At 72.2% G+C, this 24,854-nt stretch carries 21 protein-coding genes and 1 tRNA gene; 10 read left to right on the top strand and 12 right to left on the bottom strand.

Translation table 11 applies throughout. From position 1 onward, the window contains the following. The first annotated feature begins 49 nt into the window (after positions 1-49). The 3 genes from ABEB03_RS15235 to ABEB03_RS15225 all read left to right on the top strand — a co-directional run bounded on the left by ABEB03_RS15235 (position 50) and on the right by ABEB03_RS15225 (position 3,179). The gene (locus ABEB03_RS15235; protein WP_345647869.1) at positions 50-1,615 is read left to right on the top strand and encodes an APC family permease; all 1,566 of its coding nucleotides are present in this window, start codon (positions 50-52) and stop codon (positions 1,613-1,615) included. Between the two features lie 114 nt (positions 1,616-1,729). Beyond that, a complete protein-coding gene (locus ABEB03_RS15230; RefSeq protein WP_425589237.1) occupies positions 1,730-2,551 on the top strand; it encodes a molybdopterin-dependent oxidoreductase in 822 nt (273 codons plus the stop codon). Beyond that, complete coding sequence (locus ABEB03_RS15225; RefSeq protein ID WP_345647866.1) at positions 2,535-3,179, top strand: cytochrome b/b6 domain-containing protein; 645 nt, start codon at positions 2,535-2,537, stop codon at positions 3,177-3,179. Before ABEB03_RS15230 ends, ABEB03_RS15225 begins: the two co-directional genes overlap by 17 nt. Positions 3,180-3,197: 18 nt before the next feature. Here the strand turns inward: ABEB03_RS15225 and ABEB03_RS15220 are convergent, their stop codons facing one another. The 4 genes from ABEB03_RS15220 to ABEB03_RS15205 all read right to left on the bottom strand — a co-directional run bounded on the left by ABEB03_RS15220 (position 3,198) and on the right by ABEB03_RS15205 (position 7,175). Beyond that, positions 3,198-4,223 carry an L-idonate 5-dehydrogenase gene (locus tag ABEB03_RS15220; RefSeq protein ID WP_345647863.1) on the bottom strand — a complete coding sequence of 342 codons (1,026 nt, stop codon included), beginning with the start codon at positions 4,221-4,223 and terminating at the stop codon, positions 3,198-3,200. Between the two features lie 13 nt (positions 4,224-4,236). Further along, positions 4,237-4,995 carry an SDR family oxidoreductase gene (locus tag ABEB03_RS15215; protein ID WP_345647860.1) on the bottom strand — a complete coding sequence of 253 codons (759 nt, stop codon included), beginning with the start codon at positions 4,993-4,995 and terminating at the stop codon, positions 4,237-4,239. 59 nt (positions 4,996-5,054) lie between these two features. After that, a complete protein-coding gene (locus tag ABEB03_RS15210) occupies positions 5,055-6,452 on the bottom strand; it encodes a GntT/GntP/DsdX family permease (RefSeq protein ID WP_345647857.1) in 1,398 nt (465 codons plus the stop codon). 198 nt (positions 6,453-6,650) lie between these two features. After that, a complete protein-coding gene (locus tag ABEB03_RS15205) occupies positions 6,651-7,175 on the bottom strand; it encodes a gluconokinase (RefSeq protein WP_345647854.1) in 525 nt (174 codons plus the stop codon). 130 nt (positions 7,176-7,305) lie between these two features. Here ABEB03_RS15205 and ABEB03_RS15200 point away from each other — a divergent pair, with 130 nt between their 5' ends. After that, positions 7,306-8,007, top strand: a complete 702-nt coding sequence (locus tag ABEB03_RS15200; RefSeq protein WP_095933227.1) for a FadR/GntR family transcriptional regulator — start codon at positions 7,306-7,308, stop codon at positions 8,005-8,007. Between the two features lie 20 nt (positions 8,008-8,027). Here ABEB03_RS15200 and ABEB03_RS15195 read toward each other — a convergent pair whose 3' ends face one another. From ABEB03_RS15195 to ABEB03_RS15180, 4 genes are all read right to left on the bottom strand, one after another. After that, positions 8,028-8,402, bottom strand: a complete 375-nt coding sequence (locus tag ABEB03_RS15195; RefSeq protein WP_345647850.1) for a YchJ family protein — start codon at positions 8,400-8,402, stop codon at positions 8,028-8,030. 14 nt (positions 8,403-8,416) lie between these two features. Beyond that, positions 8,417-9,796, bottom strand: a complete 1,380-nt coding sequence (locus ABEB03_RS15190) for a M1 family metallopeptidase (RefSeq protein WP_345647847.1) — start codon at positions 9,794-9,796, stop codon at positions 8,417-8,419. A gap of 77 nt (positions 9,797-9,873) precedes the next feature. Then, the gene (locus tag ABEB03_RS15185; protein WP_345647845.1) at positions 9,874-13,749 is read right to left on the bottom strand and encodes a Pls/PosA family non-ribosomal peptide synthetase; all 3,876 of its coding nucleotides are present in this window, start codon (positions 13,747-13,749) and stop codon (positions 9,874-9,876) included. Between the two features lie 327 nt (positions 13,750-14,076). Then, positions 14,077-14,161 (bottom strand) — tRNA-Leu (locus ABEB03_RS15180). Between the two features lie 187 nt (positions 14,162-14,348). Between ABEB03_RS15180 and ABEB03_RS15175 the strand changes: the two genes are divergently transcribed. From ABEB03_RS15175 to ABEB03_RS15165, 3 genes are all read left to right on the top strand, one after another. Further along, the gene (locus tag ABEB03_RS15175; RefSeq protein WP_345647843.1) at positions 14,349-15,674 is read left to right on the top strand and encodes a M20/M25/M40 family metallo-hydrolase; all 1,326 of its coding nucleotides are present in this window, start codon (positions 14,349-14,351) and stop codon (positions 15,672-15,674) included. Between the two features lie 157 nt (positions 15,675-15,831). After that, positions 15,832-16,065, top strand: coding sequence for a chaplin ChpH (gene chpH / locus ABEB03_RS15170; protein WP_028801648.1), 234 nt, complete (start codon positions 15,832-15,834; stop codon positions 16,063-16,065). Between the two features lie 165 nt (positions 16,066-16,230). Further along, entirely contained in the window at positions 16,231-17,115 is an 885-nt protein-coding gene (locus tag ABEB03_RS15165) for a chaplin family protein (protein ID WP_345647840.1), read from the top strand. Positions 17,116-17,238: 123 nt separating this feature from the next. Here the strand turns inward: ABEB03_RS15165 and ABEB03_RS15160 are convergent, their stop codons facing one another. Continuing rightward, the gene (locus tag ABEB03_RS15160; protein ID WP_028801646.1) at positions 17,239-17,427 is read right to left on the bottom strand and encodes a DUF5703 family protein; all 189 of its coding nucleotides are present in this window, start codon (positions 17,425-17,427) and stop codon (positions 17,239-17,241) included. A gap of 47 nt (positions 17,428-17,474) precedes the next feature. Here ABEB03_RS15160 and ABEB03_RS15155 point away from each other — a divergent pair, with 47 nt between their 5' ends. Further along, positions 17,475-18,161: a hypothetical protein gene (locus ABEB03_RS15155; RefSeq protein ID WP_095933220.1), complete on the top strand. Its 687-nt coding sequence runs from the start codon at positions 17,475-17,477 to the stop codon at positions 18,159-18,161. A gap of 129 nt (positions 18,162-18,290) precedes the next feature. On the opposite strand, the gene ABEB03_RS15150 is transcribed toward ABEB03_RS15155, so the two are convergent. Continuing rightward, entirely contained in the window at positions 18,291-20,594 is a 2,304-nt protein-coding gene (locus ABEB03_RS15150; protein WP_345647835.1) for an ATP-dependent RecD-like DNA helicase, read from the bottom strand. Beyond that, positions 20,591-21,574 carry an aldo/keto reductase gene (locus ABEB03_RS15145; protein ID WP_345647833.1) on the bottom strand — a complete coding sequence of 328 codons (984 nt, stop codon included), beginning with the start codon at positions 21,572-21,574 and terminating at the stop codon, positions 20,591-20,593. The genes ABEB03_RS15150 and ABEB03_RS15145 overlap by 4 nt, the downstream gene beginning before the upstream one ends. 152 nt (positions 21,575-21,726) lie before the next feature. On the opposite strand from ABEB03_RS15145, the gene ABEB03_RS15140 reads away from it, so the two are divergent. Then, complete coding sequence (locus tag ABEB03_RS15140) at positions 21,727-22,782, top strand: LLM class F420-dependent oxidoreductase (protein ID WP_345647831.1); 1,056 nt, start codon at positions 21,727-21,729, stop codon at positions 22,780-22,782. A 225-nt stretch (positions 22,783-23,007) separates the two neighbouring features. After that, complete coding sequence (locus tag ABEB03_RS15135; protein ID WP_345647829.1) at positions 23,008-23,796, top strand: ferritin-like domain-containing protein; 789 nt, start codon at positions 23,008-23,010, stop codon at positions 23,794-23,796. 27 nt (positions 23,797-23,823) lie between these two features. Here the strand turns inward: ABEB03_RS15135 and corA are convergent, their stop codons facing one another. Beyond that, positions 23,824-24,822, bottom strand: coding sequence for a magnesium/cobalt transporter CorA (gene corA / locus ABEB03_RS15130; RefSeq protein WP_345647826.1), 999 nt, complete (start codon positions 24,820-24,822; stop codon positions 23,824-23,826). Positions 24,823-24,854: the final 32 nt, after the last annotated feature.

The following is a 24,854-nucleotide window of genomic DNA, read 5'->3' as shown; positions in this document are numbered from 1 at the left end:
CGAGCACCGCGACCCCCGGAAAACCGCACACCCGAAAGGACGACCCGCGATGACGACGGGCAGTTCGAGCACATCGAGTACGTCGAGCACGGGCAGACCGGACGCCGACGGCGCCGGCATCAGCACGTTCAAGGGACAGGACCGCGCGTTGCGCGCCGACCGGCTGGGCACGGGGGGACTGCTGCTGTCCGTCCTCGCCGCCACCGCGCCCCTCATGGTGGTCGCGGGTGTCATGCCCACCACATTCGCGGTGATGGGCATCGTCGGGCAGCCGCTGCTCTTCGTCATCCTCGGCGTGGTCCTCGTGCTCTTCAGCGTCGGATACGCCGAGATGAGCCGGCACGTCCACAACGCGGGCGCCTTCTACGCGTACATCTCGCGGGGCCTCGGCGGCACCGCGGGCGCGGCGGCGGCCCTGGTCGCCCTCGTCGCCTACAACGCCCTCCAGGTCGGCATCTACGGCATCTTCGGCTTCGAGGTCTCCGGACTCTTCTCCACCTACCTCGACCTCGAGATCGCCTGGTGGATCCCCGCGCTGGTGGCCGTCCTGCTCGTCGGCGCGCTCGGCTGGCTGAAGATCGACGTCAACGCGCGCGTGCTGGGCGTCCTGCTCGTCATCGAGGTGGCCCTCGTCGTCATCTTCGACGTCGCCGCGGTCGCCGACCCGGCGAAGGAAGGACTGTCGCTGCACGCCTTCAACCCGGACACGCTCACCGGCGCGGGCGTCGGCACCGCGCTGTGCTTCTGCATTGCGGCCTTCCTCGGCTTCGAACAGGCCCCCGTGTACGCGGAGGAGACCAGCCGTCCGCACATCCTGGTGCCGCGCGTGATGTTCCTCGCCGTCGGCGGCGTCGCCGTGTTCTTCGCGCTCAGCTGCTGGGCGCTCACCGTGGCCACCGGCCCCTCGGGCATCGTCGGAGCCTCCCAGAAGCAGAGCGCGGGCCTGCTCTTCTTCCTCACCGAGTCACGACTCGGCGGCACCTTCACCGACGTGCTGCACGTCCTGTTCGTGACCGGCATGTTCGCCGCCATGCTCAGCTTCCACAACGTCGTCGCGCGGTACGCCTTCGCCATGGGCCGGGAGGGCCTGCTGCCCGCGGCCTTCGGACGCACCACCGGATCGAGCGGCGCCCCCGGTTCCGGCTCGCTGCTGCAGACCGCGGTGTCCCTGGTGTTCGTGATCGCCTTCGCGGTCGCCGACGACAAGCCCACCGGTGACCCGACCGCACCCGTGCTGCACCTGTTCACCTGGGGCGGCAACATCGGCGCGCTCGGCGTCATCGTGCTGATGGCGATCGCCTCGCTGTCCGTCATCGTCTTCTTCACCCGGCGCGGTGCCGCCGGCGCCCAGGCCTGGCGTCTGGTCACCTCGGCGCTCGCGGGCATCGCCCTGCTCGTCATCGCGGTCTACACGGTCAAGGACTTCGACGTCCTCGTCGGCGCGGGCCCGGACTCCTCGCTGAGCTGGCTGCTGCCGTCGATCATCGGGGCCGCCCTGGTGATCGGTGTCGTCCAGGGGCTCGTGCTGCGCGCCCGCAAGCCCGAGGCACACGCCCGCATCGGTCTCGGCAACGAGGCGTTCCAGCTGGACAAGGCGGCCGAATCCGCGTCCTGACACCGCCACACCGGACCGGGTCCGCCCGGACGGCCCGTGGGAAAAGATGACGGAACTCTGACGGGCACCCGCCACCGCTGGCCTTTTGGGGGTCGCGGGTGCTCGAATCAGTGTGTGAAGCCAGAACCATCCGAGGAGCCGGGCCCGGGCCGCGACGCGAGGCCGGACCCCGAGGGCCCCGGGAGAACGGACCCCGAACGGCCCCGGGAAACGGACCCCGAACGGCCCGAGGAGCGCGGCGCGCCGATCGGCCGCCGGGTGCTGCTCGGCACGCTCGGACTCGGCGCGCTGGGCGTGCTCGCCGCGTCCCCGCTCCAGCGCGCCCTCGAATCCTTCCTGGCCGGGGCCTCCGAGAAGGACCCCACCGGCCTCACCGGCCTGCTGCCCAACGGCGGCGGCTTCCGCTACTACTCGGTGGCGTCCTCCGTCCCGCACAAGACCGCCGCCGACTACCGCCTCACCGTCGACGGCCTGGTCGACCGCCCGGGGAGCTACACCCTCGCCGACCTGCGTGCCCTGCCCCAGACCCGCCTCGTGCACGACGTCCAGTGCGTCACCGGCTGGCGGGTGCCGGGCACCCCCTTCGAGGGCGTACGCCTGTCCCACCTCCTCGACGCCGCCGGAGTGCGCTCCTCCGCCGGGGCGATCCGCTTCAAGTGCTTCGACGGGACGTACACGGAGAGCCTCACGCTGAAGCAGGCCCGCCGCTCCGACGTGCTGGTGGCGCTGCGGATGCAGGACAAGCCCCTCGGCCACGACCACGGCGGCCCGGTCCGGCTCTACGTCGCCCCGATGTACTTCTACAAGTCCGCCAAGTGGCTCTCCGGCATCACCGTCACCGAGGACGTCCGTCCCGGGTACTGGGAGGAACGGGGCTACGACGTCGACGCCTGGGTCGGCCGTTCGAACGGACGCGACGATGAACCCACGAGTTGACGACACCCCCGCCCGGCCGGCGGACGTCGGGTCCGCCGCACGCGTACGGCGCTTCAGCCGTACGGAACGCTGGGTGCACCGGACGACGGCCGCGCTCATGGGCACCTGCGTGGTGACCGCGGCGTTCCTGTACATCCCCGAGTTCGCCGCGCTCGTCGGGCGCCGCGAGCTGGTGGTGAGGGTCCACGAGTGGGCGGGACTGCTGCTGCCCGTGCCGGTCCTGGCGGGACTCGCCTCTCGCGCCTTCCGCGCCGACCTGGGTTTCCTGAACCGCTTCGGGCCGCACGACCGGGTCTGGCTGTCGGCGGCCCTGCGACGCGACAAACGCCGTCAGTCACGTCCCGCCGGCAAGTTCAACGCGGGCCAGAAGGTCTACGCCGCCTGGATCGCCGGGGCCACGCTGGTGATGCTGGGCACCGGCCTGCTGATGTGGTTCACCCATCTCACCCCGCTGATCTGGCGCACCTCGGCCACCTTCGTACACGACTGGCTGGCCCTGACGATCGGCATCGTCCTCGCCGGACACATCGGGATGGCGCTGGGCGACCCGGAGGCCCGCCGCGGGCTGCGCACCGGTTCGGTGAGCCGCCTGTGGGCGGACCGGGAGCACCCGCTGTGGCGCCCCTGAACGGCCGGGGTCCGCTGCTCAGGAGGCGAAGTCCAGCAGCACCTTGCAGGACCGGCTCCGGTCGGCGGCGAGGGCGAACGCCGACTCCGCTTCCCGCACCGGCACCACGGCGCTGACCAGTTGGTCGAAGGCGGGCTCCGCCGCGAGCAGCGCCAGGGCGTCGTCGAACTCCGCGCCGAAGCGGAACGCGCCCCGCAGCTCGATCTCCCGGCTCACCAGCAGATTCCCCGCGAACGGGCTCCGGCCGGGCGGCAGCATGCCGAGCTGCACGACGACCGCGCCGCGCCGCACCAGGCGCAGACAGGTGTCCAGGCCCGCGGCGACCCCCGACGCCTCGACGGCGACGTCGACCTCGGCGGGCCACGCGGGGTCGTCGGGATCGTCGGCCCGTACGACCGCGTCCGCTCCGGCCGCGACGGCGTACGACAGCGCCCGGGGCAGCAGGTCCGTGACGGTGATGCGCGCGGCGCCCGCGGCCCGGGCAGCGGCCACCACGAGACAGCCGATGGGCCCGGCCCCCGTCACCAGCACATGCCGGCCCGCCACGTCCCCGGCCCGCCGCACCGCGTGCAGCGCGACGGAGAGCGGCTCGGCGAGGGCGGCCCGCCGCAGGTCCAGCCCCGCGGGCAGGGCCCGCAACTGCCCGGCCGGCACCACGAACCGCGCGGCGAAACCGCCCTGGACGTGCGGGGTGCGTGCCGCGCTGCCCAGATACCGGGTGTCGCGGCACACGTTCGAGCGGCCCTCCAGGCACTCGGGGCAGGCGCCGCAGGGGGTCGCCGGGTGCACCGCGACGGGCGTGCCCGGCGCGGGTCCGTCTGCCCCGGCACCGTACGAGACCACGGTGCCGACAACCTCGTGGCCCAGCACCATCGGCTCCCGGAGCCGGAAGTCCCCGACCCCGCCGTGCCGCCAGTAGTGCAGGTCGGAACCGCACACCCCGCCGTACCGGACGGCGACCAGCGCCTGTCCGGGGCCGGGGGAGGGCACCGGGAGCTCGTCGACCCGCAGGTCGCCCTGTCCGTGGATCACACAGCCGAGCATCGTCACGTCCCTCTCAGAGCACGCTCGTCATACCGCCGTCGACGTACAGCACCTGCCCGCCGACGAAGTCCGCCGCGGGGGAGGCGAGGAAGAGCAGCCCGCCGACCAGGTCGTCGGTACGGCCCCACCGCCCGGCCGGGGTGCGCCGCCGCACCCAGGAACTGAACTCCTCGTCGTCCACGAGCGGCCGGGTGAGCTCGGTCTCGATGTAGCCGGGACCGAGCCCGTTGACCTGCACCCCGTGCGGGCCCCAGTCGGCGCACATGCCCTTGGTGAGCATCTTCAGCGCGCCCTTGGTGGCCGCGTACGGCGCGATGCCCGGGCGGACGACCTCGCTCTGCAGCGAACAGATGTTGATGATCTTTCCGTGACCGCGCGCGGTCATCCCGCGGGCGGCCTCGCGGCCCACGAGGAACGCACTCGTCAGGTTGGTGTCCAGGACGCGGTGCCAGTCCGAGTCCGTGAACTCCAGGAGCGGGGCGCGCAGTTGCATGCCCGCGTTGTTGACGAGTATGTCCAGCGGGCCCACCCGCTCCTCGACGTCCGCGATGCCCGCGGCCACCGAGGGTCCGTCGGTGACGTCGAACACCGCGGTGCGGACGTCGCCGGGCAGTTCCGCGGCGGCCTTGTCGAGCCGTCGGGCGTCCCGGCCGTTGAGGACCACGGTGCAGCCCGCCTCCAGCAGTCCGCGGGCGAGCGCGAGCCCGATGCCGCGGCTGGAGCCGGTGACCAGCGCCGTGCGGCCGCTGATGTCGAAGAGGGGGTGAGCCATTGCCGTACTCCTTGGGTTCCGGCACTCCTGTGGTGCCTACCGGATCACGAGGGACAGGGCTAGATCACCAGGGACAGCAGCAGGACGAGTCCGCCGGCCACCACCGAGATGATCGTCTCCATCACCGACCAGGTCTTCACGGTCTGCCCGACGCTCAGGCCGAAGTACTCCTTGACCAGCCAGAAGCCGGCGTCGTTGACGTGGCTGAAGAAGAGCGAGCCCGCGCCGATCGCCAGCACCAGGAGGGAGGCGTGGGTGGTCGACATGTCGGCCGCGAGCGGGGCGACGAGTCCGGCCGCCGAGATGGTGGCGACGGTGGCCGAGCCGGTCGCGAGCCGGATCGCGACCGCGATCAGCCAGGCCAGCAGCAGCGCGGGGATCGACCAGTCCTTGGAGATGTCCAGGATCATCTGGCCCACGCCGGAGTCGATCAGCGTCTGCTTGAAGCCGCCGCCCGCACCCACGATGAGCAGGATGCCGGCGATCGGGGCGAGGGACTTCTCGACGGTCGTCGACAGTCGTTCCTTGGTGAACCCGGCGGCCCGGCCCAGCGTGAACATGCCGACGATGACGGCCGCGAGGAGGGCGATCAGCGGCGAGCCTATGACGTCGAACACGCGCTGGACCATGTGCGTGGGGTCGTCCACGACGATGTCGACCAGGGCCTTGGCCAGCATCAGCACGACCGGCAGCAGCATCGTGGCGAGGGTGGCGCCGAAGCCGGGGCGCTTCTCCAGGTCCTCGGAGGCGCGCTGCGGGATCATGCGGTCGGGGGCCGGAACGTCCACCCAACGGGCCGCGTAGCGGGAGAAGACCGGACCGGCGATGATCACCGTGGGGATGGCGACCAGGACGCCGAGCGCGAGGGTCACGCCGAGGTTCGCCTTGACGGCGTCGATCGCGACGAGCGGGCCGGGGTGCGGGGGGATCAGGCCGTGCATCACGGACAGGCCGGCGAGCGCCGGGATGCCGATGCGCATCAGGGAGTAGTTGCCGCGCTTGGCGACCATCAGCACGACCGGGATCAGCAGGACGATGCCGACCTCGAAGAACAGCGGCAGGCCGATGACGGAGGCGATGAGCACCATCGCCCACGGCATGGCGCGGCCGCCCGCCTTGGCGAGGATCGTGTCGACGATCTGGTCGGCGCCCCCGGAGTCGGCGAGCAGCTTGCCGAGGATCGCGCCGAGCGCGATCAGGACACCCACACCGGCGACGGTGGAGCCGAGCCCGGAGGTGAAACTGACGATGACTTTGTCGAGCGGGGCCCCGGCGACGGCGCCGAGGGCGAGCGAGCCGATGGTCAGGGCCAGGAACGCGTGCAGCTTGAACCGGGTGATGAGCAGCACGATGACGGCGATGCCCGCCAGTACGGCGATGCCCAGCTGAGCGTGGCCCGCCGAGGTGATCGGCTCGACGGCGTCCGCTGCCAGCATCTCGACGCTGAGTCTGGTCACGGTTGATCCCTTGCTTGAGTGAGGTACGCGGGAGGGGGGACGGGGTGGGGAGGGAGGGGGACGGGGGAACGGGCTTCGCGGGCAACGGCGCGTGACCGGCCGCGCCGGTGGCCACGTCATGTCCGTGGCTGCGCCGTGCAGGTGGCGACGCCCTGCCGGGCGGGGCCGCCGCACCGGCGGAGTCGCCTGCGCGCTCGACTACGCGGGCAGGTCGAGATCCCGCAGCGCGGCCACGGCCCGCTCGGTGATCTCCTCGGGGCCGCCGGACACGTCCACGCCGACGCCCGCCTCGTCCGCCTCCAGCGGCTGGAGGGTGGCGAACTGCGAGTCCAGGAGCGCCGTCGGCATGAAGTGGCCCTGGCGGTGCGACATCCGGTCCTCGATGAGCTTGCGGTCACCGGTGAGGTGGACGAAGACGACTCCGGGGGCGGCCGCCCGCAGCCGGTCCCGGTAACTGCGCTTGAGCGCCGAGCTGCTGACCACCCCGCCGAGCCCGGCCCGGTCGTGCGCCCAGCGGCCGATGGCGTCCAGCCAGGGCCACCGGTCCTCGTCGGTCAGCGGCGTTCCCGCCGACATCTTGGCGATGTTGGCCGCGGGGTGGAAGTCGTCGCCCTCGGCGTAGGGAACGCCGAGCCGGGCGGCGATCAGGGGACCGATCGTGGTCTTCCCGGTGCCTGCCACGCCCATGACCACGACGACGTGGGGGGTACGCGTCTGCTGCATCGTGCTCTCGCTGTCTTCGTCGACATCTGATGTCGACGACACTGAAACCTATTAGGTACGACGAATTCAAGAGTGTGTGACGTATAAGTCTGACTTTTTGTTCGCGGCCCCTGCCTCGTACGCTGACCTCATGACCACACGGGGCCGGGGGCTGCACGGACATGTACTGGAGACCCTCGGGCCGGCCATCACGGCGGGCGAGTATCCGCCGGGCAGCGTGCTGCGCACCGACGAACTGGCGCAGCGCTTCGAGGTGTCACGCTCCGTGATGCGCGAGGCGGTCCGGGTGCTCGAATCCATGCACCTCGTCGAGTCCCGCCGCCGCGTCGGCGTCACCGTCCGCCCCAAAGCCGAGTGGAACGTCTACGACCCCGAGGTCATCCGCTGGCGGCTGGCCGGTGCCGACCGCCCGCACCAGCTGCGTTCCCTCACCGTGCTGCGCTCCGCCGTCGAACCCGTCGCCGCCGGCCTGGCCGCCCGGCACGCGACGGCCGAGCAGTGCGCCGAGCTCACCGAGTGCGCCCTGGGCATGGTCGCCACCTCACGCGGCCATCAACTGGAGGCGTATCTCGTCCACGACATCGCCTTCCACCGGGTGATCCTCTGCGCGTCGGGCAACGAGATGTTCGCACGCCTCGGCGACGTCGTCGCGGAGGTCCTGGCGGGTCGCACACACCACGAGGTCATGTTCGAGGACCCGGACCCGGCCGCCGTCACCCTGCACGTCCAGGTCGCCGAGGCCGTCCGGGAGGGCGACGCGGCCCGCGCCGAGCAGCTCACCCGCGAGATCACGGTCGGCGCGCTCCAGGAGCTGGACATCCTGGCACCGTGAGGGCGACCCTGCCCCGCCGCCTACTCCTGGAAGTCCCCGTCCACGTACACCCACGCGCCGTCGACCCGCTCGAACCGGCTCCGCTCGTGCAGCGAACCGCCCCGGTAGGAAGCCCGGAAGGTGACGGTGCCGGTGCCGTGGAACGCCGAACCCTGCTCCGTGGCGAGGACCTCCAGACCGGTCCAGCGCATCCCGGGGTCGAACTCCACCCGCGACGGCCGCGTCCGAGGATGCCAGGTCCGCAGCAGATACCCCTCGTCCTCCTTCACGAAGGCGCAGTACCGCGACCGCATGAGCGCCTCGGCGGTCGGTGCCGCGGCCTCACCGCGATGGAACCGCCCGCAGCACTTCGCATACGGCTCGGGAAGCCCGCAAGGGCAGGAACGACTCGTCATGGCTGCCATTGTGCCTACGCCGAGTCGGCCTTCCCCGGCGGGTAGGCGGGCCGCGCCGGAATCGCCGCCCCGGGCACCGGCAGCGGCGGAAGCGCCCTCCCGTGCAGCCACGCCGTGAACAACTCGTCGAGCGGCTCGGCCGTGTAGCGCGAGACGTGCGAGGTGAACGTCGTCGTCGTGACCGCCCCGCCCCGGTGCACGGCGGCCCAGCGGCGCAGCATCCGGAAGAACGCGTCGTCCCCCAGGGCCTGCCGGACCGCGTGCAGCGCCAGACCGCCGCGCTCGTAGAGCCGGTCGTCGAACATCAGCTTGCGGCCCGGGTTCGCGAGGACCAGGTCCTGGGGCTGCGCGGACAGCTTCCGGTGCGCGGCGGCGGCCAGTTGGTGCGCCGTACGGCCGCCCGAACGCTCCGACCACAGCCACTCCGCGTACTTCGCGAAACCCTCGTTCAGCCAGATGTGCCGCCAGTCCGCGATGGACACGCTGTTGCCGAACCACTGGTGCGCCAGTTCGTGCGCCACCAGCCGCTCCGAACCCCGCGCCCCGTCCACGTGGTTGGCGCCGAACATCGACAGACCCTGCGCCTCGACGGGGACGTCCAGTTCCTCGTCCGTCACGACGACCGCGTACTCGCCGAACGGATACGGCCCGAAGAGCTCCTCGAACAGCTCCATCATCGCGGGCTGCCGTGCGAAGTCCCGGGAGAACTCGGCGAGCAGGTGCGCGGGCAGATGGCCGGACTGCGGCACGCCGCCCAGGCCCGGGTCGCCCAGCAGCACCGTCTGGTACTTGCCGACCGAGAGCCCGACCAGATAGCTGGAGGTCGGCGCCGACTGCTCGTACACCCAGGTCGTCGTCGACGCCCTCGTCGTCCGCGTGAGCAGCCGCCCGCCCGCCACCACCGAGTACGCGGACGGCGTCGTCACCGAGATCTGGTACGAGGCCTTGTCGGCCGGCCGGTCGTTGCACGGGTACCACGACGGCGCGCCGACCGGCTGGCTCGCCACCAGCGCCCCGTCCTCCAGCTCCTCCCAGCCGAGACCGCCCCAGGGACTGCTGACCGGCTTGGGATTGCCCGACCAGTGGACCTCGACGGTGAACGCGGCCCCCGCCCGGACCGGCTTCGGCGGCCGGATCCGCAGCCGGCCGCCCCGGTGCGTGTAGTGCGGCGCCTTGCCGTCCACCCGGACCCGGCCGATCCGGAAGTCGGCCAGGTTCAGCTGGAATTCGGCGAGCGGGGCACGGCCGGCTATGGCGTTGATGCGCGCGGTGCCGGAGAGCCGGTTCGGGCCGGGGCGGTAGTCCAGCGTGAGCTCGTACCGGTGCGCCCGGTAGCGGGGATCACCGTTGGCCGGGAAGTACGGGTCCGAATCCGGTGTCTGCTGAACGCTCACTGCTGCGTCTGCTCCCTGCCCTGTGCTCGTACGACGTGCCGCTGTACCGCCCTTCCTCTCCGATCCGGTCACGTCCGCTAGGAACGCCATGCCTCGATCGGGTTGCCCAGCCAGCGGGTTTCGTCGGGAACGGACTCCGCCGCCATCACCAGCGACGCCGGACCCAGGGTGGAGCGAGCCCCGATGGTGCTGCCGGGAAGGACGATTCCGCCCGGGCCCAGGGTGGCGCCCTCACGGAGGACAACAGTATCCGTCCGCAAGATCCGGTCGTGGAAGAGGTGCGTCTGCAGGACACAGCCCCGATTGACCGTGCACGCGTCCCCGAGCGACACCAGATCCGTCTCCGGCAGCCAGTAGCTCTCCACCCAGGAGCCCCTGCCGATCCGGGCACCGAGCCCGCGCAGCCACGCCGTCATCAACGGCGTACCCGGCACCGACCCGGCCAGCCACGGCACCGCCACCACCTCGACGAACGTGTCCGCCAGCTCGTTGCGCCACACGAAGCCGCTCCACAGCGGATGTTCACCGCTCCGGTGCCGCCCCACGAGCAGCCATTTCGCCACGATCGACACCAGGCAGGCGACGCCGCCGGTACCCAGCAGCACCAGCCCGCCGAACAGCGGCGCCCAGGCACCGAGTGCGCACAACGCCGCGACCGTCAGCACGACCAGCGCCGCCGAGCAGAGCACCGGCACGATCCGGCACAGCTCCACCAGCGCGCGCGCCCACAACAGCCGCGCGGGCGGGTCGTACGTACGGCTCTGGTCGCCGTCCTGCGCCGCGCGCGGCAGCTTCACCGGCGGCAGCCCCAGATACGAACTGCCCTTCTTCGCCTTCTTCGGCGTCGCGGACAGCACCCCGACCAGGCCGCCGTCGGGCACGCTGCGGCCCGGCGCCGTCATCCCGGAGTTCCCGAGGAACGCCCGGCGCCCGATCTCGGCCCGCCCGATCCGCATCCAGCCACCGCCCAGCTCGTACGGAGCGGTCAGCGTGTCGTCCGCGAGGAAGGCGCCCTCACCGACCGTGGTCAGACTCGGCAGCGCCAGCACCGTGGACACCTCGGCGCCCCGCCCGATCCGCATGCCGAGCAGCCGCAGCCACACCGGCGTGATCAGCCCCGCGTACAGCGGGAACAGCGTCTCCCGGGAGCGGTCCATCAGCTGGGTGACCGTCCACGCCTGCCAGCCGACCCGGCTGTGCGTCGGGTGCGTGCCCTCCCGCAGCCCCAGGCTGAGCAGCCGTACGAAGACCAACAGCAGCAGCGCGTACGCGAGACCGAAGGCGAGGGCCGACGGGACCAGGGCGAGCGCCGCCCCGCGCAGCGCGCCGCCCAGTCCGGCGTCCGCGTTCACGAACACCCGGGCCACCAGCAGCGCGGCCACACCCGCCAGCACCGGCAGCCCGCTCAGCGCGAACCCCGTCGCCCCGTACATCGCCCGCCACGCCGTGCCGCGCTGCGGACGTTCCTTGGGCCAGGCGCGCTTCGCCTTGCCGAGCTTGACCGCGGGCGCCCCGGCCCAGCGCTGCCCGGTCGGGATCTGGCCGGCCACCGCCGAACCCGGCGCCACCTCGGCACGCTTGCCGACCCGCGCCCCCGGGAACAGCATGCTCCGCGTCCCGACGACCGCACCGGCACCCACCTTCACTGCACCGATCTCCAGCCGGTCACCGTCCAGCCAGTGCCCCGACAGATCCACTTCGGACTCCACGGCCGCCCCCCGGCCCAGCTTGAGCATGCCGGTGACCGGAGGCAGCGAGTGCAGATCCACGTCCCTGCCGACCTTGGCGCCCAGGGCGCGGGCGTACCGCTCCAGCCACGAGCCGGTGAGTGAGGTCGCGCCGCTGAACTCGGCGAGCCGCTCGGCCGTCCACAGCCGCAGATGGACGCTCCCGCCCCGCGGGTAGCGGCCCGGGCCGACCCCGCGCAGCAGCAGCCGCGCCCCGCCCGCCGCGATCGCGAGCCGGCCCGGCGGACTGAAGAGGACGACCGCACCCGCCGCGACGAGCCACCACGAGGCGCCCGGCGCCCATGGATACGGTCCGAACCAGTGCAGTACGTTCCCCACCGCGGCCAGCGCCACGGTCCAGCGCAGCCCGAGGACGGTGAACAGCGGAACCAGCAGCAGGAGCTGCGTCACCTTCGCCCGCAGCGGAACCGGCGCCACGAAGCGCGCGGCGCCGTCCTCCTGCGCGGATCTCTCCAGACGCCGGGCGAGCTTGCGCAGCACGGGCTGCGCGTAGATGTCGAGCACCGCGGCGCTCGGGTAGCGGGTGCGCAGCCTCGTCGTCAGCTGCGCGGCGGCCAGGCTGCCGCCGCCGATCGCGAAGAAGTCGTCGGAGCCACTGCCCACGGGTATCCCGAGCACCTCGCTCCACTGCTCCGCGAGCCAGGCCTCGGTGCCGTAGAGCTCCTCCTGCGCACCACCGGTCTCCAGGCCTTCCAGCGGCCAGGGGAGCGCCGCCCGGTCGACCTTGCCCGAGGTGCGGGTCGGCAGATCCGCGACCGGGGCCAGTAGCGGGACCAGCGCGGCGGGCAGCTCGGCCCGCAGCTTCTCCACGGCGGTGGTGTGGTCCCAGCCGTCCTGGGTGACGACATAGCCGACCAACAGCTGATTGCCGCCGCGCGCGGTGCGCACGGCCGCGGCCGCGCCGGCCACACCGGGCAGCGCCTGGAGCGCCGCGTCCACCTCGCCGAGCTCGATCCGGCGCCCGCCGAGCTTGATCTGCTCGTCGGCCCGGCCGAGGAAGACCAGCCCCTCGGGCTCGGCCCTGACCAGGTCACCGCTGCGGTACGCCCGCTCCCAGCCGAGCGCGTCCAGCGGCGCGTACCTCTCGGCGTCCTTCTCCGCGTCCAGGTACCGGGCCAGCCCGACCCCGCCGATGACCAGCTGCCCGCTGCCGCCCATCGGCACGAGCTCCCCGTCCTCGTCGACGACGGCCAGCTCCCAGCCGTTCAGCGGAAGCCCGATCCGCACCGGCTCCTCCCCGCTCATGAGCGAGGCACAGGCCACCACGGTCGCCTCCGTCGGCCCGTACGTGTTCCAGACCTCCCGGCCCTCCGTGACGAGCCGCTGCGCGAGCTCGGGCGGGCAGGCCTCGCCGCCGAAGATCAGGAGCCGGACCTCGTTGAGGGTCTCCGGCTCCCACAGGGCGGCCAGCGTGGGCACGGTCGAGACGACCGTGATGTCCTGCTCCACCAGCCAGGGGCCGAGGTCGGCGCCGCTGCGGACCTGCGCGCGCGGCACCGGCACCAGACAGGCGCCGTACCGCCAGGCCAGCCACATCTCCTCGCAGGAGGCGTCGAAGGCGACGGACAGGCCCGCCATCACCCGGTCGCCCGGGCCGATGGGGTCCTCGGTGAGGAACAGCGCGGCCTCGGCGTCCACGAACGCGGCGGCACTGCGGTGGGAGACGGCGACGCCCTTGGGCTTCCCGGTGGAGCCGGAGGTGAAGATGATCCAGGCGTCGTGCTCGACGCCGGGCCGGGCGGCGCGGGCGCCCGAGACGCCGGTGACGGTCAGCTCGTGCCCGGCCCCCACGACCGCGCACACCTCGGCCTCGCCGAAGACCAGCTCGGCCCGCTCGTCCGGGTCCTCGGCGTCCACCGGCACGTACGCGGCACCGGCGGCGAGCACGGCGAGGACGGCTGTGTACAGATCGTTGGTGCCGGAGGGGACCCGCACACCGACCCGGTCGCCGAGCCCGACCCCGGCCGCGGCGAGCCGCCCGCGCAGGGCCTCGACCTCGACGGCCAGGGCGCGGTAGGTCAGCGAGCGCCGGCCGTCGTCGAGCGCGGGCTCGTCGGGGTGGGCCCGTACGGCGGCGTCGAGGATGTCGACGAGCGTGCGCGGCGAGGCGGCGGAGGAGGCGGAGAAGCGAGCCTGGTCACCGAACTCCGCACGCACCTCGTCGTCCGACAACGCGAGCACGGGGTCTTGCTGGAGGGCTGCCATCGGGTCCTCACGTGTTGTTTCCCGGAGAGTCCGGGGCGCTGGTGGGCCCGCAGGTATGCCTGGGGATATTCCGGTCCAGCTCCAAACAAGCGTGGAATTTTAGTACGACGCTAGCCGCGGACCTGGGCGCCAGCCATGCGAGGAGGCCTTCCGGGGGTCTCGGAACCCCGGCTTCCGAGGCTCTGACATGGAGATACGTCACCGTGACGAGATCTGCCCCACATCTGTCCGTAACCTTCCGGACACGGGGAGCGAGGGGCGGTCGATGGCGCCGGCACGACGAGCGAGGGCCACGACCTGATGGTCGTGGCCCTCGCTCTTCCTGTGTGTCCGAGGGGGGACTTGAACCCCCACGCCCGATAAAGGGCACTAGCACCTCAAGCTAGCGCGTCTGCCATTCCGCCACCCGGACAAGGTGTCTGTCGTGCGGGGTTTCCCTCGCGGCGACAGAGGAAACATTACCAGGCTTTCGAGGGCCCCCGATCACCCCCCGTCGTCGCGTGAACGGCGTGTGACGGGCCGGGTCCTGCCTTGGGGCCCGGAAGCGGTCGGGGAGAGGATGAGGGAGACCACCAGCAGTGACAGTGGGAGGAAGCAGCGTGAGCGAGTCGAACACGGCCAGGAGCGTCTCCGGCCAGGACGAGGTCGTCGACCTCTGCCGCGAGCTGATCCAGATCGACACCAGCAACTACGGCGACCACTCGGGTCCGGGCGAGCGCAAGGCCGCCGAGTACGTGGCCGAGAAGCTTGCCGAGGTGGGGCTCGAACCGCAGATCTTCGAGTCGCACAAGGGCCGTGCCTCCACGGTGGCCCGTATCGAGGGTGAGGACCCCTCGCGGCCCGCGCTGCTCATCCACGGCCACACCGACGTTGTACCGGCCAACGCCACGGACTGGACCCACCACCCCTTCTCGGGCGAGATCGCCGACGGGATGGTGTGGGGCCGCGGCGCGGTCGACATGAAGGACATGGACGCCATGACGCTGGCCGTCGTGCGTGACCGGCTGCGCACCGGGCGCAAGCCGCCCCGTGACATCGTCCTCGCCTTCCTCGCGGACGAGGAGGCGGGTGGCACGTGGGGCGCACGGCACCTGGTGGACAACCACCCGGACCTCTTCGAGGGCGTCACGGAGGCGATCGGCGAGGTCGGCGGTTTCTCCTTCACGGTCAACGAGAAGCTGCGGCTCTATCTCGTCGAGACCGCCCAGAAGGGCATGCACTGGATGAAGCTGACGGTGGACGGCACCGCCGGTCACGGTTCGATGATCCACAGGGACAACGCGATCACCGAGCTGTCCGAGGCCGTCGGGCGGCTCGGCCGCCACCGGTTCCCGGTCCGCGTGACCAAGACGCTGCGGCACTTCCTGGACGAACTCGGCGACGCCCTCGGCACCGAGCTCGACCCCGAGAACATGGACGAGACGCTCGCCAAGCTCGGCGGCATCGCCAAGCTCATCGGCGCCTCCCTCCAGAACACCGCCAATCCGACCCAGCTGGGCGCCGGATACAAGGTCAACGTGATTCCCGGACAGGCCACCGCACATGTGGACGGCCGTTATCTGCCCGGGTACGAGGAGGAATTCCTCGCCGACCTGGACCGCATTCTCGGCCCGCGGGTGAAGCGCGAGGACGTGCACGCGGACAAGGCGCTGGAGACCGGTTTCGACGGCGCGCTCGTGGACGCCATGCAGACCGCGCTGTCCGCGGAGGACCCGATCGCGCGCGCCGTGCCCTACATGCTGTCGGCCGGCACCGACGCCAAGTCCTTCGCCGACCTCGGCATCCGCTGCTTCGGCTTCGCCCCGCTGAAGCTGCCGCCGGAGCTGGACTTCGCGGGCATGTTCCACGGCGTCGACGAGCGGGTCCCGGTGGATGCCCTGCAGTTCGGTGTGCGCGTGCTCGACCGCTTCATCGACGCGTCCTGAATTACTCCGGTAAAACGAAACTCCTGTAATCGACCGCGCGTGCGGGCCCCACTGAGAAGAGTGAATCCGACGATAAGCTCGTAGCTCCATTACTCCCTCCTCGTTACACGTGATGCGAACCGAAGCTGGGATCGCATGTGCCAACAATGGAGGAAGAATGATCAAGAAGGTCGTCGCCGCTGCCGCTGCCACTGGTGGTCTGGTTCTCGCGGGTGCGGGCCTGGCCGTCGCCGACTCGGGTGCCCAGGGTGCTGCCGTGCACTCCCCGGGCGTCGTGTCCGGCAACGTGATTCAGGTGCCCGTTCACATCCCGGTGAACGTCTGCGGCAACACGGTCTCCGTGATCGGGCTGCTGAACCCCGCCTTCGGCAACAGCTGCGTCAACAAGTGACGTCGTGACTCACCCCATGAGGGTCACTTCGTGAGGGTCTGAGCCCGTCGGCCCCGGAGTCCGCACCATGCGCTCCGGGGCCGACCGGCTTTCCGCGCACGCGTCGGGTGGGTGTGTGCGCGTTCCGGACGGTCCAAGCCAACGGCTAAGGCAGGGATTACAGCTATGCGACAGGTCACCCGCAAGGGCCTGATGACCGTGGCGGCGGCGAGCGGCGTACTCGCCGTCACCGGCGGCTACGCACACGCCGACTCGGGTGCGAACGGCTCCACCGTGAACTCGCCCGGCGTGCTGTCGGGCAACACGGTGCAGGTGCCGGTGCACGCGCCGGTGAACGTCTGCGGCAACACCGTGAACGTCGTCGGGTTGCTCAACCCGGCGGTGGGCAACACATGCGTCAACCGTGGCGGCAACGGCGCGAACGGGGGCGGGTACGGAGACGGGAACCCCCACTCCGGCGGCTCCCGGGCCGACGGTCACGCCGCGGGCTCGCCGGGCGTCGGCTCCGGCAACCACGTCCAGGTGCCGGTCGACGCTCCCGTGAACGTCTGCGGGAACAGCGTGAACGTCGTCGGGGTGGGCAACGCGGCGGCGGGCAACGAGTGCGCCGGCGGTGCCGGCGGCGGACACTCCACGACCCCGCCGGGCGGCGGACACGAGACGCCGCCTCCGGGCACCCCCGGGCAGCCGGGGCGCCCCGGAAACCCGGGTACACCGGGGCACCCGGGCCAGCCCGGCACGCCCGGAAATCCCGGCACACCGGGCACCCCCGGAAACCCGGGCACACCGGGCAACCCGGGTACGCCCGGAAACCCCGGGACGCCGGGTCAGCCGGGGAACCCGGGTACCCCGCCCGGCTCCGCAGGACATCACCCCGGCGGTTCCTCGCATGTGAATCAGCCGGGTGCGCAGTCCGTCACCCAGCCGCGCGGCGCCGGGATGCTCGCCCACACCGGCGGTGAGCTGCCGCTCGGCGTGGTCGTCCCCGCGGGCGCCGGCGCGCTGCTGGCCGGTGCGGTGCTCTACCGCCGGGCACGATCGGCGGTGTAGCCCGAAGGCCGCCGGAGCCGACCGGTGCAGGTGTGACCACGACGCCACACACTTCCCCGGTGGCGTCGAGAACGGAGCGGGCCCCGCCAGTGGCGGGGCCCGCTCCGTTTCAGCCGCCCGTCGTCACCATGTGGCGCGCACCTGGCGGATGATCCGCCGGCGCAGCCGCACCTTGCGGCTGCCGTCGCGCAGCAGGCTCAGGCGGTCCAACTCCCAGTGTCCGTACTCGGCATGGTCCGTCAGCAGACGTGTCGTCTCCTTGCGGGAGACCCCGCGAGGTACGTACACGTCGACAAATTCGTATTCCGGCATCGCATCTATTGTGCGGGCTGGGGCCCGGTACGGATAGCGTCTGCACTATGTCTGATGCTGCGCAGCCCACCGCTGCCGAGGTACGCGCCGCCGCCGAGGCGGTCAAGACCGCGCTCGACCGCCACCTGGCCGCGGTCGAGCGCAGGACGGGTGAGGACGACCCGGCCGTCTACGAGGCGTTCAACGAGCTGGCCGCCGCGGCCGAGGAGTACGACGAGCTGCTCTACGACCGCTACGACGAGGTCACCCCCTTCGAGATCCCCGGTACCGACGACACGCTGCCGCCGTACACGGGCCCCGAGGAGCCGAACGCGCTGAGCGTGCTGATCCGCCGGGACTACGCGGTGGTGGAGCCGCAGCGGCTGCTGGCGCAGGCCCAGCGGGTGGAGGCCGTGGAGGAGGACGGAGCCACCGCGGACGCCGGCTTCGACGCGGCGTCCGGCACCGTCCACGGGGCTCTGGGGATCCTGTTCGGCGAGTTCGAACCGGACGAGATCGCGTCCCGGCACAAGGAGTTCGGCCTGGAAGAGGGCGACTCCACGCTCTGGGTGACCGCCGCCGACGAGCCCTCGGAGCCCGGCGAGTGGCTGGAGGCCCCCTTCGAGTCGACCGACCCGCAGCGGGTCGTCTGCCGTTTCGACGTCAGCGCGGTCTTCGACGAGGAGGCGGACGACGACCTGGAGGACGGCCTCGGCCCCCACGGGGACCTGGAGCCGCTGGACGCGGATCGCTGAGCCGGGCGCGGCACGGGAAACACGACAGTGGCGGCCACCGGAGCCGGTGGCCGCCACTGTCGTGTGCGGAGAACGCGGGCGGGGCCGGAGCCCGCTGTGGCGCCCGCCCGCGGCGCCTCCCGGGCGCCGTCAGCCGGCCGCGGGGACCTGCGCCTTGAGCAGGGCCGGCAGGCGTGTGGTGCGCGGCTTCTGCGGGACCTCGGCCACCGCGCGCGGCAGGGCCTGCTCCACCCCGTGGACCACGGACAGATGACGCCCGGCCCGGCCGAAGGCCGTGTACACCCAGGGCCTGGTCAGGGACTGTGCCGCGTCACCGGGCAGCACCACGACCGCGGCGGGCCAGGTCGTGCCCACCGCCTGGTGCGCCGTGAGCGCCCAGCCGTGCCGCACGGACTGCTCGACCCGCTCCTTCGGTACGACGACGGGGACACCGGCGCACTCCAGGTGCAGGCCCTCGGCATCGGCCTTCACCACGTGCCCGGGCACCGAACGGCCCGATGCGGGGGAGTAGGCGATCCGGTCGCCGGGGTCGAAGCCGCCGAAACGGCCGGGACCCGGGTTCAGCCGCTCCTTGAGCGCGGCGTTCAGCGCGCGCGTGCCGACGGCGCCGCCGTGTCCCGGCGTGATCACCTGCGTCTGCTCGGCCGCGATGCCGATGGCCCGCGGCACCGAGTCCGCGACCAGCTGCACGGTCCGGTGCACCGCTTCGCCCGCGTCGCGGACCGGGACGATCACGACCTCCTTGCCCGGCGCGTCCACCTGGAGGAGCTCACCGATCCCGATGCCGGAGACCAGCTCGCCGATGGGCCCGGGGTCCGGTGTGCGCGAGGCGACCGCCGGACAGACGTGGGCGGCGATGAGATCCGCGAAGACCCGGCCGGGTCCCGCCGACCACAGCACGCCCGGGTCCCCGCTCAGCACGAGCCGTGCCCCGTCCGGCAGTGACTCGGCGAGCACGGCCGCCGTCTCGACGTCCAGCTGCGGCGCGTCCATGACGACGAGGAGATCGAGGTCCAGGGCGCCGTCGGCGTCCCGGCCCGGGCCCTCGGCGCCGGACAGGAGTCCCGCGACGGTGCTGACCTGGAGGTCATCCGCCCCCTCGGGTCCGTCCCGGAGGCCGTCCTCGGCCGCCCGGGACGCGAGGCGCCGGTGGCCGCCCGGTGTGTGCGTGGCGGCCCAGCCGCGCAGGCCGAGACTCCGCACCGCGTGCAGCAGCGCCGCGACCTCGGCCCCGGAGGCGTCGCCGCCGGTGTGGAGGACCAGACCGTGGCCCGCGACCGCGCGGATCAGCTCCGCCGCGGAGCGTGGCGCCGACGTGGCGGCGTGCTCCCAGTCGGCGGCGGGACCGTCGTCCTTGGGCAGGGAGTTCATCACCCGGGCGAGGCCGTCGGCGAGGCTCTCCTCGGCCAGCGCGTACCGCTCCAGGCCGATGAGGACGCGGACCGGGCGCTCCTCCGGCTCCTCGGTGTCCTCGCGGGCGGGGGCCGCCGTGTCGAGGGCGTCCTGGAACACCAGGGCCTCGCCCTCCGCGAGCGTGCTCTGCACGGCCTCGTCCGGGTCCGGCACCGAGCGCTGGGTGAGCGCCGCGGTCAGGGCCGGGGCGTCGAGGGCGGTGTGCCCGGCGAGGGCCGCCTGCTCCAGGAGCCACACGGTCAGGGCCCGGCCGCGCCGCTCGTCCTCGGGGCCGCACTCGGCGCCGAGCAGCGCGCGGGCGAACCCGTCGGCCTGCTCGGGCCGGACCCCGGCGACCCGCAGCAACTGCCACGGGTCCTCGCGCAACTGCCGGTCGGCGTCTTCGCCCAGGGCGGCGGCGACCTGCGGTGCGAGGGTGTCGGGCGCACCGGCGGCGGCCAGTACGGCACGCACGGCCGTGACGGCCTCCGGTGCGGCGGCCGCGGGCGCGGTGGCCGACGCGGTCACGGGCTGGGGCCGCCGCTCCGGCTCCGGGACGACGACCCTGCGCGGCGCGGGCTCCGGATCGTGGAACGCGCCGGCCACGGGCTTCTCGCCGCTCTCCACGGCCCGGACCGCGGCGAGCAGGTCCGCGGCCTTCCCGCTGAGCTTGCCCCCGGCCTCGACCGGTCCCTGCTTCCCGGCCTTCCGCCGTTCGATCCGCTCCCGCTCCACGCGCTGGGCCGCCAGCTCGGCCTCGGCCTCGGACGGTTGCGGCGCGTCCTTGGAGTCCGTGGAGCCCTCGGCGCCGCTCCCGCCGTCCGCGGAGCTCTCGTCGTCCCCGTCCGCGGAGGTCCCGGTGTCGTGGTCCGCGCCTCCCGCGGCGTCGCCGTCCGCTGCCCCGTCCTCGGAGGGAGCGTCCGTCTCCTGCCCGGTGGCCCCGGCGTCGGCGTCGGCGCCGGTCTGCGGGGTGTCGGCGGCCGTGTCCGCGCCCGGCGTCCCCGGCCCGGTGTCCTCCGTGGTCTCGGGCTCCGTGCTCACAGCGTGCTCCAGTCGTGATCGGGATAGTGGTGCACCGGTGCCGACACGTCGTCGAGCGCCCGGCAGATCTCGTCAGGAAGACTAAGGGTCTCCACTGACAACGCCGCCGTGAGCTGCTGCGCGTTGCGTGCGCCGACGATGGGCGCGGCCACGCCGGGCCGGTCGCGGACCCAGGCGAGGGCGACCTGGAGCGGTGTCACCGCGAGGCCGTCCGCCGCGGTGGTCACCGCGTCGACGATGCTGCTCGCGGTGTCGTCCAGGTAGGGAGCGACGAACGGGGCGAGGTGCTCGGAGCCGCCCCGGGAGTCCGACGGCGTGCCGCCCCGGTACTTGCCGGTGAGCACACCCCGGCCGAGCGGCGAGGAGGGCAGCAGACCGACCCCCAGGTCGAGGGCGGCGGGCAGCACCTCGCGTTCGACGCCCCGCTGGAGGAGGGAGTACTCCATCTGCGTGCTGGCCAGCCGGGTGCGCGCGCCCGGCGCCGCGAGCTGCCAGGTCGCCGCCTTGGCGAGCTGCCAGCCGCAGAAGTTGGACACGCCCGCGTAGCGCGCGCGGCCGCTGCCGACCGCCATGTCGAGGGCCTGGAGGGTCTCTTCGAGGGGAGTGTCGGGGTCGTACGCGTGGACGTGCCACAGGTCCACGTAGTCCGTGCCCAGGCGCGCGAGGGACGCGTCGAGGGCGGACAGCAGATGGCCGCGCGACCCGTCGAAGCGGCGGTACGGGTCGGGTACGCTCCCCGCCTTCGTCGAGATGACCAGGTCCCGGCGCGGCACGAGCCCTTCTATCAGGCGCCCGAGGAGATATTCCGCCTCCCCGTCGCCGTACACGTCCGCGGTGTCGACGAGGGTCCCGCCCGCTTCCCAGAACGCCTTCAAGAGGTCCGCGGCGTCATGCTCGTCGGTGTCCCGGCCCCACGTCAGGGTGCCGAGTCCGATCCGGGACACACGCAGGCCGGTACGGCCGAGATGCCTCTGCTCCATGGACGCCGAGATTACTGTCCGGAACTCACGGCGTGGGGGCCCTGTGGACAACCGGGACCGGTGGGACCGCAACCCGTGCCTGCCGCGCCGCCCGGCAGCGCGCTAGGGTCTCCGGCACAAGGGACGTTACTGATCGGTAAGGGGAATCGGCCATGCAGCTCGGGATCAACCTCGGCTACTGGGGTGCCGGAATGGACGCGGACAATCTCGCCGTGGCCCAGGAGGCCGACCGGCTCGGATACTCCGTCTGCTGGGCGGCCGAGGCCTACGGCTCCGACGCGGCCACCGTGCTCAGCTGGGTCGCCGCCCAGACCGAGCGGATCGACGTCGGTTCGGCCATCTTCCAGATCCCGGCGCGCCAGCCCGCGATGACCGCGATGACCGCCGCGACCCTCGACTCGCTCTCCGGCGGCCGGTTCCGCCTCGGCCTCGGCGTCTCCGGACCGCAGGTCTCCGAGGGCTGGTACGGCGTCAAGTTCGACAAGCCGCTGGCGCGCACCCGCGAGTACGTGGAGATCGTGCGCCGGGCGATGACGCGGGAGCGGCTCTCCTTCGAGGGCGAGCACTGGACGCTGCCGCTGCCCGGCGGCCCGGGCAAGCCGCTCAAGCTGACCGTGCACCCGGAGCGCGAGCACATCCCGCTGTACATCGCCGCGATCGGCCCGAAGAACCTCGAGCAGACCGGCGAGATCGCCGACGGCGCACTGCTGATCTTCCCCTCCGCCGAGCACCTGGAGGACACCGCGATCGGGCATCTGCGCGCGGGCCGGGAGAAGGCCGGGAAGACGATGGACGGCTTCGACGTCTGCCCGACGCTGCCGCTCGCGCTCGGCGACGACAAGAACGTGACGGCGCTCGCCGACATGTTCCGGCCCTACACGGCGCTGTACGTGGGCGGCATGGGCAGCCGCAAGCAGAACTTCTACAACCAGCTCGCGCAGCGCATGGGCTACGAGAAGGAAGCCGCCGAGATCCAGGACAAGTACCTGTCCGGCGACAAGGAGGGCGCCGCCGCCGCCATTCCGCACGCGCTGATCGACCAGACCACCCTGCTCGGCTCCGTCGACCGCATCGCCGACCGGATGAAGGCCTACGCCGCGGCCGGGGTCACCACGCTCACGCTGGCTCCCGCGGGCTTCACGCTGGAGGACCGGATCGCCTCGCTGCGCGCCGGTTCCGAGGCGCTGGAGCGGGCCGGGCTCGCGTAGCGGGACGGCGCCGGGCGCCGGAAAGTTCTGCGGCCGTGGTGGGGGCTCGGGGGTCTACCCCGCCACGGCCGTCACAGGGAACAACGCGCCGCCACCCCCTTGGTTACGCGCCTGTGCCACCCCGCCCGTCCGTCGTTTGGCGGATTTGTCCGACACATCGGTTGCCGCACTCCTGGCATCCCATTTGACTCGTTTTCTGCGGAGCCCTGCAGAGAGGTGTCAGAGATGCTTTCGGCCAAGAGTCTCTTCGAGGAGATCCTCGACAACGACGAGTCGTTCCGGCTGTTCTGCTCCATCGCCGCCAGCGGGGAATCGCAGGGGGGATGGGAGAACGGGCGGATCGCCGCACTGGTCCCGCGCGAGCAGCGCGAGCTCGCGCCCAAGATCGCCCGGCACGGCGCCGACGAGGACAAGCACGGCAGGATCTTCAACGCGCTGATGAAGAAGCGCGGTCTGCAACCCGTGGCCGTGCCGCCCGACACCGACTACACCATGCTCCTGGAGCGGCACGGCATCGGTCTCGCCCACGAGAAGCTCAAGGGCGACCAGCCCCTCACCGTGCAGGACATCGTCACCTACCTGGCCCACAGCCGGGTCACCGAGCAGCGCGCCTCCGAGCAGATGGAGCTGCTGCGCAAGCACTTCGCCGACCACCCCGACATCGGCCGCGCGGTGAGGATGATCTCCCACGACGAGGACAACCACCTCGCCTACTGCCACGAGGAGCTGCTGCGCTTCGCGTACGCGGGACACGGCCGGGCCATCCAGCGCGTGCTGCGCGAGTGCGCCCTCGCCGAGATCCGCATCTACCGCGACGTCAGCCTCGCCGTGATGGCCCACATGGGGCGCATCCTCGGCTGGTCGAGGCCCAGGGCCGCGGCGCTCGCCGCCGGCATCCACGCCGTCTACGCGTACGAGCGGCTGGCCGGCTGGCGCCGGATGGTCTCCCTGAAGATGCCCGAGCGGCGCGACGCGCTGGGCGGCCCCGCCGCGGCGGCCCCGGAGTTCGCCTGAGTCCGGGCCGCACGGCCGTACCGCGTCCTACATCCAGCCCCGCCGTTTGAAGGTCCGGTACAGCAGGACCTCCAGAACGACCATCCCCAGGATCACCGCCGGGTACGACAGGAGCCAGTGCAGCTCGGGCATGTGGTCGAAGTTCATCCCGTAGATCCCCGCGATGAGGGTGGGGACCGCGGCCATGGCCGCCCACGCCGAGATCTTCCGCATGTCGTCGTTCTGCCGCACGCCCATCTGCGCGAGATGCGCCGCGAGGATGTCGGAGACCAGCCGGTCCAGGCCCTCCACGGTCTCGTTCACCCGTGTCAGATGGTCGTTGACGTCGCGGAAGAAGGGCTGCGCCGTCTCGTTCACGAAAGGCACTCCCGTGCTGTACGAGCCCCCTCCGGACAGCCGGGTCAGCGGCATCGCGAGCGGCACCGTGGCGCGGCGGAACTCCAGGATCTGCCGCTTGAACCGGTAGATCCTGGACGCGGTGTTCCGCGAGTCGCCGCCGGTCGGCGAGAAGACCTCCGCCTCCAGCTCCTCCAGGTCGGTCCCCAGTTCGGTCGCCACCTCCAGGTAGTGATCGACCGTGACGTCCGCGAGCGAGTAGAGCACCGTCGTGGGCCCCTTGCGCAGCACCTCGGGTTCCGACTCCAGCCGCCGTCGCAGGGCGGCCAGCGGCGAGCTCCTGCCGTGCCTGACCGTCACCACGAAGGCGTCACCGATGAAGACCATGACCTCGCCGGTGGACACCTCGTCACTGTCCGGCTCGTAGAAGACCGGCTTGAGGACGATGAACAGGGAGTCGTCGTACACCTCCAGCTTGGGCCGCTGGTGCGCCTTCAGCGCGTCCTCGACCGCCAGCGGATGCAGCCCGAACTCGCTCGTGACGAGGTCGAACTCCTTCTCCGTCGGCTCGTGCAGCCCGATCCACACGAAGGCGTCGCCCTCGGCGCGCGCCTCCGCCAGGGCGTCGGACAGATCCTCGGGGTCCTCCGTCCGCCGCCCGTGACGGTAGATGGCGCAGTCGACGATCACGGAGCGTATTCTCCCGCCGCCGGGGGCGGGCC

This window comes from Streptomyces siamensis, from assembly GCF_039543605.1.
In the GTDB taxonomy this organism is placed as follows: Bacteria; Actinomycetota; Actinomycetes; order Streptomycetales; family Streptomycetaceae; genus Streptomyces; species Streptomyces siamensis.
This window is presented reverse-complemented; position numbering and strand designations above follow the sequence as displayed.